The sequence below is a fragment of the Bradyrhizobium sp. WYCCWR15520 genome (assembly GCF_056174665.1).
In genome coordinates this window covers 381,987-392,764 of record NZ_JBWBWM010000001.1, presented here as the reverse complement: position 1 = coordinate 392,764, position 10,778 = coordinate 381,987, and the positions used below count along the sequence as shown (strand labels likewise).

Here is a 10,778-nt window from a genome sequence, read left to right as displayed (position 1 = left end):
GCACCTCAAGCGCATTCTCAAGCTCGATCGGCTACGACTAAGGGGTCCGAATGGCGCACGTGATGAGTTCACCCTCGCTGCAACCGCTCAGAACCTTCGTAAGATGGCCAAGCTGATCCCGATGCCCGCGTGAGCCTCATCAAGCCGACTCGTCCGCGGAACAGCGGGCGTTCACGACGAAACTACTGCCGCCTTTTTCAACGGAATCGGTCCAGAAGCGGACCTTGAGATCATGTCTGAGGGCTACTTGACCGCAATCTTCGCCGTACGGATGACGCCTGCGTACTTCTCGGTTTCCTCGCGGATGAATTTTCCGAACTGATCCGGTGAACCCGGAATCACGAACGCGCCAAGCCCCGAGAGATGGGCTTTGATGCTTGCATTGCCGAAGGAGGCCTGGACCTCCATGTTTAGCTTCTCAATGACATTAGCCGGTGTTCCTTTCGGTGCGCCAATGCCGAACCACGATCCTGCCTCGTAGCCAGCCACAGAATCAGCGACTATTGGGACATCAGGCAAGGCTTCTGACCTCGTTGGGGCAGTGACTGCTAGTGCTATGAGCTTGCCGCTCTTGATATGCGCTATGGAGGACGGCAGCGGATCGAACATGACATCGATGCTGCCGGCCATCAGGTCGGCAAGCGCAGGCGTCGAGCCCAAATAGGGCACAAGTGTTAAGTCGGCACCGGCCATCGTTTTGAATAGCTCGATCGCTACGTGCTGCGGCGTGCCACGACCCGCAAATCCCACCCTCAGTCTTCCGGGATTGGCTTTCGCGTGAGCGATCAGATCCGGAATTGTCCTCACAGGAACTGAGGGTTGTACCTCAATGACGAGCGGGACACGCCAAAGGCTGGCGACCGGTGCTATGTCGCGCCCAAAATTGAAATCGAGGCTTTCAAAGAGTGTCGTATTGATCGTGTTCACCGGGCCACAGATGAGCAGCGTGTACCCGTCCGGCACCGCTCTGATGACCGATCTGGTTGCACCGTTCCCGCTCTCGCCGGGCTGATTGTCGACCACGAAGGACTGACCCAATCGCTCAGTTAACCACGGCGCAATGAGACGGGCAGCGATATCCACCGGGCCGCCCGCGGGAAACCCGACGACAAGCCGCACCGGCTTCGATGGATAGGCCTGAGCCACTGCGGGCCCTGGCAAGGGGGCTATGATTGCTGTTGCCATCAGCCGTAGGAAGTCGCGGCGCTGCGGCATGTCAAAATTCCTTCTCCTGAGGTGCCGGCCCCCTAGCTGAGCCGGTACTTCACGATAGGGTTTTGATCCGGCTTGAGCCATGATATTAAAAGAGTGAATGCGATACTTTTTCGGTATGGCTATGGATCTGAAACGCCTTCGGTACTTCATTGCGGTTGCGGAGGAGGGGCACGTCACACGGGCTGCGGAGCGGCTCGATATGCAGCAGCCGCCCCTCAGCCGGCAAATCCAGCTAATGGAACGAGAGCTGAAGGTGCAGCTTTTCCGCCGCTTGCCTCGCGGTGTCGAGTTGACCGCCGCGGGCAAGGCACTCTTCGCGGAAGCTAAAGCCATGCTCATGCATCTTGATCGCGCGCTCGAGACAACTCGGCGTGCGGCACGGGGTGAACAGGGTCGACTTTGCGTCGGCATTGCCCCCACGGCGCCTTTCAATCCGCTCGTGCCGAAGGCCATTCGCTCGTTCAGCGAAACCTTTCCGCTAGTGTCGCTGGTGCTCGAGGAGGGACTTAGCAACGAGATCGTCGCGCGGTTTAACAATGACCAGATGGACGTTGCGTTCGTGAGGGCGGCGCAAATCCATGCAGAGGGTGTCATAGTAACGCCCCTACAGGAGGAGCCGATTGTCGCAGCCTTGCCACGTCATCACCCGTTGGCAAGAACCGGCAGATCCAAGGCCGTGCCGCTGAAGGGCCTCGCGAGCGATCCGTTTATCCTTATCGGCCCGCCGGGGACCGGTTTGCATGATGAGACCATTGCAGCCTGCCGAGCAGCCGGCTTTGTTCCGCGTCTTGGCCAGCCGGCGCCGCGAATTACGTCGGCGCTTAGCCTAGTTGCGGCTGGGCTCGGCATCGCCATGGTGCCATCGACGATGCAGAGTGTGCGCATGGCTGGGGTTGTTTATCGGCGCCTGCAAGGCACAGGGCCGAAAGCGGTTCTGGGACTGGCATCGCGACGAGGCGATCCGTCGCCGGTGCTTAGACAATTCGTCAACTTGGTTCGGGCCATTGCGAAGGACCATCTGGCAAGCTGATTTTGCGCATGTCCGCCTTGGGTCACCAGCAGTAGTGCTTAGCCGATCAGAAGGTTTCCGCTCGGCCCTCAGAAGCCGACGTCGCTTTTGTGGGTACACGCCCTAGATCAGCGACACTAGCCCGCCGCCATGGCGCTCCAGGCGGCCCGCCAGTTCGAGTTCGAGCAGCACCGTGCGAACGATGGTGGCTGATAGCCCCGACATCCGGATCAGATCGTCGAGGCTGATCGGGCTCGGACCGAGCAGCGTGACAATGCGTTGGCGTACGCCCGGATCGATGTCGAAATCGAGCGGCTCGTCACCGCCTTCACGCGCCTCGAGCACGATCGGCCGCTCCAGGATCGGTTGAACTGCGTTGATGACGTCGCTGGCTTCGGTGACCAGCGCCGCGCCCTGCTTGATCAGATCGTTGGTGCCGGCGGCGCGCGGATCGAGCGGCGAGCCCGGCACCGCGAACACTTCGCGGCCCTGCTCGGCGGCCATCCGCGCCGTGATCAGCGATCCCGAGCGGTACGCGGCCTCGATCACGACGACGCCGAGCGACGCGCCCGAGATCAGGCGGTTGCGGCGGGGAAAGTCGCGGGCGCGCGGCACGTGGCCGAGCGGCATTTCGGAAATCGCGCCGCCATTTTCGAGCAGGGCCGCCAGCAAATCCTCGTGCTCGGGCGGATAGATCCGGTCATGGCCGCCGGCCAGCACTGCGACCGTCCCACTTTGGACCGTCGCGCGATGCGCGGCCTGATCGATGCCGCGCGCCAGCCCGGAGATGACGACGAAGCCGGCGTCGCCGAGATCGCGCGCCAGTTGGCCGGCGAATTTCAGTCCGGCGCCGGAAGCGTTGCGAGAGCCGACGATCGCGATCATCGGCCGCATCAGCGCCTCGGGCGCGCCGCGCACGCCGAGCAAGGGCGGCGGATCGTCGAGCGCCGCCAGCCGCGGCGGGTAGGCGGCTTCGCCCGGCACGACCAACGAGACGCCGATCCGGTTGCTCGCGGCCAGTTCGGCTTGCGCTTCTTCCGCGCTGCAGATGCGCCCCGAACGCGCAGCCCCGCCACGAAGCGCCAGATCGGGCAGCCGGTCCAGTGCCGTGCGCGCACTACCGAAATGGCCGATGAGCGAGTTGAAGGTGCGCGGGCCGACATTGTCGGACCGGATCAGCCGGAGCCGGTCAATTCGCTCGGCGTCGGTGAGGTGAGGGGTAGGCGGTGTACGGTCATGCATGCGAATGCAGCTTTGCCCAACCTGAGATTGCGAGCAAGCTGTTTCAAGTTATTCAGTCGTCATGCCCGGCCTTGGGCCGGGCATCCACGTCTTTTCCTGCTGCGGCGGCCAAGTAAGACGTGGATGGCCGGGACAAGCCCGGCCATGACGTAAGAGGGCGCCCACTTGTCCCCTGACAAGGTCGTCTCTAAAAATCCTTCGGTCATCGCAGGAAGCGCCCCATGATCTCACTCGCCGAACTCCAGCGCCGCATCGATGCCGGCGAACTTTCACCCGACGCCGCCATCGCACAATCGCAGGAAGCGATCCGTGCGAAAGAAAAGACCATCGGTGCATTCGTCTGCCGTGCCGAAAATGTGCGCGCGGCAAGCGCCGGGCCGCTGCGCGGCATTGCCGTCGGCATCAAGGACATCATGGATACGGTGGATTTCCCGACCGAAATGGGTTCGCCGATCTACCGGGGATATCGGTCGCGCGGCGATGCGGCTGTGGTGATGATGTTGAAGCAGGCGGGCGCGACGATCGTCGGCAAGACCACGACGACGGCATTCGCTTCCGTGGATCCGACGCCGACGCTCAATCCGCACAATCATGGTCACACGCCCGGCGGATCGTCGTCCGGCTCGGCGGCGGCGGTGGCGGCAGGCATGATCCCGCTCGCGCTGGGAACGCAGACCGGCGGTTCGGTGATCCGGCCGGCCTCGTTTTGCGGCGTCGCCGCGATCAAGCCATCCTACCGCTTGCTGCCCACCGTCGGCGTCAAATGCTATTCATGGACGCTCGACACGGTAGGCCTGTTTGCGGCCGGCGTGGACGACGTGGCGCGCGGGCTGTCCGCGATGACCGGTCGGCCTGAATTGGCGCCGCCTGCATCGGTCGCCTCGCCGCGCATCGGCGTCGTGACGCAACAGTTTGCCGGAGCGCCCGAAGCCGCGGGCGCGGAGGCGCTGCAGACCGCCGCGCGCGTGGCGGAACGCGCCGGTGCTACTGTGCATGGGGTTGATTTGCAGGAAATTGTTGCGGAGGCATGGCGGGCACATCCGGTGATCCAGGAATTCGAGGCGCATCAGGCGCTCGCCTGGGAGTACCGCGAAAATTACGAGGCGATGGCGCCGCTCTTGCGCGCGCGGCTCGACGAAAGCAAGGGGACGACAGCAGCCGCCTATGACGAGGCGATGGGCGTTGCGAGCCGCGCCAGACAGGCGTTGGAAAAAGTGTTCGACGATGTCGACGTGATATTGACCCTGTCGGCGCCCGGCGCGGCGCCCAAGGGATTGGGCTCGACCGGCGACGCCCGTTACAACCGGCTGTGGACGCTGATGGGTGTGCCCTGCGTCAACGTTCCCGCGTATGTCGCAGATGGCGGACTGCCGGTCGGCGTGCAGGTGATTGCGCGATACGGCGCGGATGCGAAGGCATTGGCGGCGGCGCGGTTTGTTGAGGAGGCGCTTAAATCGTAGGGCGGATTAGCGCAGCGTAATCCGCCAGACTGTGCGGCCAAATCGGCGGATTACGGCTTCGCCTAATCCGCCCTACCGCGCTGCCGCCTACCTCGCCCCGATCCGCCCTTCAGTCCCTGCCTGCAACCGCTTGATGTTCTCGCTGTGCTTCCAGAACAGGAGCAGCGTCAGCACGACGAACAGCGAGGCCAGCGCGGGGTGGCCGAACCACCACAGGAACAGCGGCGTCACGAACGCGGCGACCAGTGCCGACAGCGACGAATAGCGCGTCGTGAAGGCGGTAGCTAACCAGATCAGGCAGAATATCAGGGCTGCCGGCCAGAACAGGCCGATCAGCACGCCAATATAGGTGGCGACGCCTTTGCCGCCGTTGAACTTGAGCCAGACCGGGAAGAGGTGGCCAAGGAAAGCGCCGAGCGCAGCCAGCATCGCCGCATTGGCGCCCCCGTAGTAGCCGGCGAAGATGACGGCGACCGTGCCCTTGAGCATGTCGCCGATCAGCGTTGCCGCGGCGAGGCCCTTGCTGCCGGTGCGCAGCACGTTGGTGGCGCCGATATTGCCGCTTCCGATCGTGCGCAGATCCTGCGTCCCGGCCAGTTTGGTCAGCACCAGACCGAACGGGATCGACCCGAGCAGATAACCGATCAGGAAGGCGACGATGAGGAATGCGTCAGACATTGCGGTAGCTCCCACCGCGGCCCGTTTCGGGCGAATCAGACATGTTCATAGACCGTCCGTCCGCCCACGATAGTACGCACGACGCGTCCCGAGAAGCGGGCTTCGTCGAATGGAGTGTTCTTGCATTGCGATTTGAGGTCGGTGGGATCGAGCACCCAAGGCGTATCGGGATCGATTACGATGACATCGGCGGGGGACCCGGCGCGGAGCGAGCCGCCGGGCAGGCCGAGCAACTCCGCAGGCCGCGTCGACATCGCCCGGATCAAGGTCTTGAAGTCCATCTCGCCGTTGTGAATCAGCCGCAGGGCCGCCGGCAGCATGGTCTGCAGGCCGACCGCGCCGCTCGCGGCTTCCGCGAACGGCAGCCGCTTGACCTCGACGTCCTGCGGATTGTGATCGGACATCACGACGTCGACCAGGCCGGAGGCGACGGCCGCGACCAAAGCGAGGCGGTCTTCCTCGGTACGCAGCGGCGGCGACAGTTTCAGGAAGGTCCGGTAGGGGCCGATATCGTTTTCGTTCAGCGTGACGTGGTTGATCGACACCGATGCGCTGACGTCGAGGCCGGCGTCGCGCGCGCGCTTGAGAATTTCGAGCGACTCCATCGAGGACAGCGAAGCCGCATGATAGCGCCCGCCGGTCAGCGCCACGAGCCGCATGTCGCGTTCGAGGATGATGCACTCGGCGGCATTGGGAATGCCGACCAGGCCGAGGCGGGCGGCGAACTCGCCCTCGTTCATCACGCCTTCGCCGACCAGATCGGGATCCTCGGTGTGGTGCACGATCAGCGCATCGAAATCGCGCGCGTAAGTCAGTGCCCGGCGCATCACCTGCGCATTGGTGACGCTCTTGTCGCCATCGGTGAAGGCAACCGCGCCGGCAGCCTTCAACAGCCCGATCTCGGTCATCTCCTGCCCGCCCAGCCCCTTGGTCAGCGCGGCCATCGGGTGGATATTGACGATCGCGGTGTCGCGGGCGCGGCGCAGCACGAAGTCGACGGTCGCCGAATTGTCGATGACGGGCGAGGTGTCCGGCTGGCAGATGATAGTGGTGATGCCGCCGGCCGCGGCCGCCTGGCTCGCGGAGGCAAAGGTTTCGCGGTGGCTGGCGCCGGGCTCGCCGACAAAGGCGCGCAAGTCAATCAGGCCGGGGGCTACGATCTTGCCGGCACAATTGATGATGTCGGTGCCTTCGGGCACGCCGGCGGCGCCGATGCCGCGCTTGCTATCGCGGATGGTGCCATCGGCAATCAGGACGTCACCGGGCCCGTCGAAATCCCTGGAGGGATCGACGACGCGGGCGTTGGCAAGCAGGATCGGTCGGCGGTCGGTCAGCATGATTTACGCGTTCGGCAGGTTGCGGGCGAGCGCTTCCAGCACCGCCATCCGCACTGCCACTCCCATTTCGACTTGTTCACGGATCAGCGATTGCGCGCCGTCTGCGACGAGCGAATCGATCTCGACACCGCGGTTCATCGGCCCCGGATGCATCACCAGCGCATCCGGCTTGGCGTAGGATAGTTTCTTCTGGTCGAGGCCGAAATAGTGAAAATACTCGCCCGACGACGGCACGAACGAGCCGTTCATGCGCTCGCGCTGCAGCCGCAGCATCATCACGATGTCGGCGCCATTGAGGCCCTCGCGCATGTCGCGCGCGACCTCGACTCCCATCCGCTCGATGCCGCGGGGCAGCAGCGTAGAGGGGGCCACGACGCGGACGCGGGCGCCCATGGTGTTGAGCAGGAGGATATTGGAGCGCGCCACGCGGGAGTGCATGACGTCGCCGCAGATCGCGATCACCAGCCCTTCCAGCCGGCCTTTATTGCGGCGGATGGTCAGCGCGTCGAGCAGCGCCTGGGTCGGATGTTCGTGGGCACCGTCGCCGGCATTGATCACGGAACCGTCGACCTTGCGCGCCAGGAGTTCCACCGCCCCGGAGGCGTGGTGCCGCACTACCAGGATATCCGGATGCATGGCGTTGAGCGTGACCGCCGTGTCCATCAGCGTCTCGCCCTTGCGGATCGAGGACGAGGACACCGACATGTTCATGACGTCGGCGCCAAGCCTTTTTCCTGCCAGTTCGAACGAGGACTGGGTCCGGGTCGAGGCCTCGAAAAACAGGTTCACCTGGGTGCGACCGCGCAAGGAGGTGCGCTTTTTGTCCACCTGGCGGTTGAGCTCGACATATTCCTCGGAAAGGTCGAGCAGGCCGGTAATGTCGGCAGCGGAAAGCCCCTCGATTCCCAGCAGATGCCGGTGCCCGAGGACGAAGGTCGATTTCGATATAGGGGTCATTAAAGCCAGAGCTATAGGGAGAGATGCCACGCGGGGCAAGCCTCAAATCCGGCGTCCGGACTTATCCACTAGGGCTTCGGCCAAAGGGTAATGCCGCCCGCCGGTGTTCCGTAGCGGCTGTTTTCGGCTAGGATCACAGGATTGGCGCGTGGCGCATCGGGCAGGGAAAGTGCGGCATTTCATTCAATCCATCGTGATCGCCTCGCGGACGCTGGCCGGCGCGACTGCCTGTATGGCGCTGGTGCTTCTCGCCGCCACGCCGGCCACGGCCGAGAAGCGCGTCGCGCTCGCCATCGGCAACGATCGCTATCCCAATCTGCCCGCCGACCGGCAGCTCAGGAAAGCCGTCAACGACGCCACCACGGTCGCGGGGACGCTGAGGTCGCTCGGTTTCGAGGTCATCGTCGGCACCAACCTTGGCCGTCAGGCCATGATCGACAAGCTCGCCGAATTCACCGCGCGGCTGCAGCCGGGCGATACGGCAGCCCTGTTCTTCGCCGGGCATGGCGTCGCGATCTCCGGCGTCAACTATCTGGTCCCGAGCGACGTGCCGGCCGTGACTGAAGGCGCGGAGGCGCGCGTGCGCGGCGCCTCGCTTGCCGAACCAGATCTGATTGCCGAGCTGCAGGCGCGGTCGGTTCGCGTGGCGCTGCTGGTGATCGATGCCTGCCGCGACAATCCGTTCCCGCGCGCCGCCGGCCGCTCGATCGGCAACACGCGCGGGCTGGCCGATGCCAAGCCCGCGCGCGGCATTTTCACGCTGTATTCCGCCGGCATCGGCCAGACCGCGCTGGATCGCCTGGGCGGCAACGACGCCGCGCATAATTCGGTCTTCACGCGGATCTTCGCCGAGCAGCTCAGGCGGCCGGACCTGCATCTCGGCGATCTCGCCGTCGAAGTGCGTGAACGCGTCGCCGAACTGGCCCTGAAGGCAACCGACGAGCGCGGCCAGCCCGCGCCGCATGAGCAGACGCCAGCCTATTACGATCAGACTCTCGGCGGACGGATCTACCTGGCGGGGCAGTTGAGCGGCGGCCGCGTCGAGCAACCTGCCACCAAACTTGCGAATGTCGCGCCTGAATCCGAACGCGCGGTGCGGCCGTCGCGGCCGGGCGCCCCGGGCGAAACCTGTGTGCGCAACGGCCACGAGACCTATTGCGTCAGTTCGGTGCGCAAGCCGCAGTTCGGCAATTCCTATGGCGTGCAGAATCTTTTCGTCGGCTCCACCGGCGATGCATGGATCGAGGGCAGGGACGGCAATGGCGTCGGCGAGTGGATCACGATCGAGTTCGACGCCATGCGCCTGGTGAAGTCCATCAACGTCCGGAACGGCTATCAGAAGAGCAATGATATCTTCCAGAAGAACAACCGCGTGCGCCAGTTGCGCGCAGTGTTCTCGCAAGGCGAGACGCAGACCTATACGCTGCGCGACAGTCTCGGCTCCGAGATGCTGACACTGTCCAAACCGATCAGGGCCTACTGGGTGAAGTTCATCATCGACGATGTCTGGGCCGGCAACAAATACACCGATACCGCGCTCACGAAACTGGTGGTCGGTTCGGAGCGGGCGCCGTGATCCGCGCAGGACGAGGCCTTGCTGCGATTCTTGCGGCATGCTGTCTGGCCAGCGTCGCCGCGCAGGCGCAGAAACTGCCCGCCGGTTTCGTCTATCTGCGCGATGTCGATCCGACCATTATCCAGGATATCCGCTACGCCGGCTCGAACAATTTTGTCGGCCGCCCGCTCAGGGGATATGAGGCTGCCGAATGCGTGGTGAAGCGCGAGGTCGGCACGCTCCTGAAAAGCGTTCAGGAAGAACTCGCGCTGCAGAACCTGTCGCTGAAGATGTTCGACTGCTACCGGCCGACGCGCGCGGTCGCCGATATGGTGGCCTGGTCGCGCGACGGCCGCGAAACGCCGGCGCAGAAGCGCTACAATCCCTCGTTCAGCAAGGCCGACCTGTTTCGCTTAGGTTACATCGCCGAACGTTCCGGGCATTCCACCGGCGCCGCGCTCGATCTCACTTTGGTCGATCTGAAAGCCGACAATTCGGCCACCTTTGATTCCACCAAGGACTATGCCGACTGCACCGCCAATGCGAACCTGCGCGCGCCGGACGGCAGCGTCGACATGGGTACCGGCTACGATTGCTCCGACACCAAGTCGCACACGGCGGCGAAATCCATCACGCCAGCGCAGCGCCGCTGGCGGGAGAAGCTGGTTCAGGTGATGGCGCGGCGAGGCTTTGTAAACTATTCGAAGGAGTGGTGGCATTTCTCGCTGCCGGGGGCGGGCGGGCAAGCCCATGATTTCCCGATCACGCGGGCGCGGTAGGTGCGAAGAGATTTCTTCAAATCCGAAGTATTTTCGCAAGGCAACGGTTTCCATCGCAAAAGTAGCTGAGAGCGCGTTCAACCCTCCTTAATTGCCGGCACATGATGTGGGGGCAACAAGGAGCACAGAGGATGCGTCTCGTAGGCATTGTAATTGTTGCCCTCGGCGCTGCCGGGCTGGCCACGCACGATCAGTACGACAAGCGAGTCAACTTTCAGCGCGTCGATGCCCGGATGAGCGCCGTCAACGATCAATGCTACATGGAGAAGGTTACGCGCGAGGGGATCACGAAGACCACGTCGACCTCCGACCTGCTGCGTTGCGAACTTGCCCAAACCCTGACGCGTGAGCACCCAAAGTGGCAAGGCTATACGGTCAAGCACAAGATTGAGGTTCGCTTTGTCTTCGTCTCTCCGGTGGATAGAGCAACGCATACATCAAGCCTGCAGATGTCCGCCTTCCCCGGCGGTCGGCCGTTGCGCACAGGGGAGATCCTTCCGATCCTGGCTTCCAAGACCAAGGCGGACAAGACGCGTGCGATCTGAG

10 protein-coding genes are annotated in these 10,778 nt (G+C 63.8%); 5 read left to right on the top strand and 5 right to left on the bottom strand.

Going from position 1 to position 10,778, the window contains the following annotated elements:
* Positions 1–243 precede the first annotated feature (243 nt).
* A complete protein-coding gene (locus AC0QUY_RS01925) occupies positions 244–1,215 on the bottom strand; it encodes a Bug family tripartite tricarboxylate transporter substrate binding protein (RefSeq protein WP_475385512.1) in 972 nt (323 codons plus the stop codon).
* Positions 1,216–1,336: 121 nt separating this feature from the next.
* Here AC0QUY_RS01925 and AC0QUY_RS01920 point away from each other — a divergent pair, with 121 nt between their 5' ends.
* On the top strand, positions 1,337–2,245 hold the full coding sequence (locus AC0QUY_RS01920) for a LysR family transcriptional regulator (RefSeq protein ID WP_475385511.1): 909 nt from the start codon (positions 1,337–1,339) through the stop codon (positions 2,243–2,245).
* A 102-nt stretch (positions 2,246–2,347) separates the two neighbouring features.
* On the opposite strand, the gene dprA is transcribed toward AC0QUY_RS01920, so the two are convergent.
* A complete protein-coding gene (gene dprA, locus AC0QUY_RS01915) occupies positions 2,348–3,466 on the bottom strand; it encodes a DNA-processing protein DprA (protein ID WP_475385510.1) in 1,119 nt (372 codons plus the stop codon).
* Between the two features lie 221 nt (positions 3,467–3,687).
* Between dprA and AC0QUY_RS01910 the strand changes: the two genes are divergently transcribed.
* A complete protein-coding gene (locus AC0QUY_RS01910) occupies positions 3,688–4,926 on the top strand; it encodes an amidase (RefSeq protein ID WP_161855067.1) in 1,239 nt (412 codons plus the stop codon).
* Positions 4,927–5,013: 87 nt separating this feature from the next.
* Here the strand turns inward: AC0QUY_RS01910 and plsY are convergent, their stop codons facing one another.
* Genes plsY through AC0QUY_RS01895 form a run of 3 tightly spaced genes read right to left on the bottom strand, consistent with a single transcriptional unit; the run spans position 5,014 to position 7,898 of the window.
* Positions 5,014–5,604: a glycerol-3-phosphate 1-O-acyltransferase PlsY gene (gene plsY, locus AC0QUY_RS01905; protein ID WP_161855066.1), complete on the bottom strand. Its 591-nt coding sequence runs from the start codon at positions 5,602–5,604 to the stop codon at positions 5,014–5,016.
* A 35-nt stretch (positions 5,605–5,639) separates the two neighbouring features.
* Positions 5,640–6,941, bottom strand: coding sequence for a dihydroorotase (locus AC0QUY_RS01900; protein WP_161855065.1), 1,302 nt, complete (start codon positions 6,939–6,941; stop codon positions 5,640–5,642).
* Between the two features lie 3 nt (positions 6,942–6,944).
* Entirely contained in the window at positions 6,945–7,898 is a 954-nt protein-coding gene (locus AC0QUY_RS01895) for an aspartate carbamoyltransferase catalytic subunit (RefSeq protein ID WP_161855064.1), read from the bottom strand.
* A gap of 148 nt (positions 7,899–8,046) precedes the next feature.
* On the opposite strand from AC0QUY_RS01895, the gene AC0QUY_RS01890 reads away from it, so the two are divergent.
* The 3 genes from AC0QUY_RS01890 to AC0QUY_RS01880 all read left to right on the top strand — a co-directional run bounded on the left by AC0QUY_RS01890 (position 8,047) and on the right by AC0QUY_RS01880 (position 10,777).
* Entirely contained in the window at positions 8,047–9,474 is a 1,428-nt protein-coding gene (locus AC0QUY_RS01890) for a caspase family protein (RefSeq protein ID WP_475385509.1), read from the top strand.
* Entirely contained in the window at positions 9,474–10,232 is a 759-nt protein-coding gene (locus AC0QUY_RS01885; protein ID WP_475385520.1) for a M15 family metallopeptidase, read from the top strand. Before AC0QUY_RS01890 ends, AC0QUY_RS01885 begins: the two co-directional genes overlap by 1 nt.
* A gap of 131 nt (positions 10,233–10,363) precedes the next feature.
* A complete protein-coding gene (locus AC0QUY_RS01880) occupies positions 10,364–10,777 on the top strand; it encodes a hypothetical protein (RefSeq protein WP_475385508.1) in 414 nt (137 codons plus the stop codon).
* Position 10,778: the final 1 nt, after the last annotated feature.

Bases quoted from the DNA above. Each gene is read 5' to 3' on its own strand.
- AC0QUY_RS01925 (WP_475385512.1), bottom strand. From the start codon at position 1,215: ATGCCGCAGCGCCGCGACTTCCTACGGCTGATGGCAACAGCAATCATA.
- AC0QUY_RS01920 (WP_475385511.1), top strand. From the start codon at position 1,337: ATGGATCTGAAACGCCTTCGGTACTTCATTGCGGTTGCGGAGGAGGGG.
- dprA (WP_475385510.1), bottom strand. From the start codon at position 3,466: ATGCATGACCGTACACCGCCTACCCCTCACCTCACCGACGCCGAGCGA.
- AC0QUY_RS01910 (WP_161855067.1), top strand. From the start codon at position 3,688: ATGATCTCACTCGCCGAACTCCAGCGCCGCATCGATGCCGGCGAACTT.
- plsY (WP_161855066.1), bottom strand. From the start codon at position 5,604: ATGTCTGACGCATTCCTCATCGTCGCCTTCCTGATCGGTTATCTGCTC.
- AC0QUY_RS01900 (WP_161855065.1), bottom strand. From the start codon at position 6,941: ATGCTGACCGACCGCCGACCGATCCTGCTTGCCAACGCCCGCGTCGTC.
- AC0QUY_RS01895 (WP_161855064.1), bottom strand. From the start codon at position 7,898: ATGACCCCTATATCGAAATCGACCTTCGTCCTCGGGCACCGGCATCTG.
- AC0QUY_RS01880 (WP_475385508.1), top strand. From the start codon at position 10,364: ATGCGTCTCGTAGGCATTGTAATTGTTGCCCTCGGCGCTGCCGGGCTG.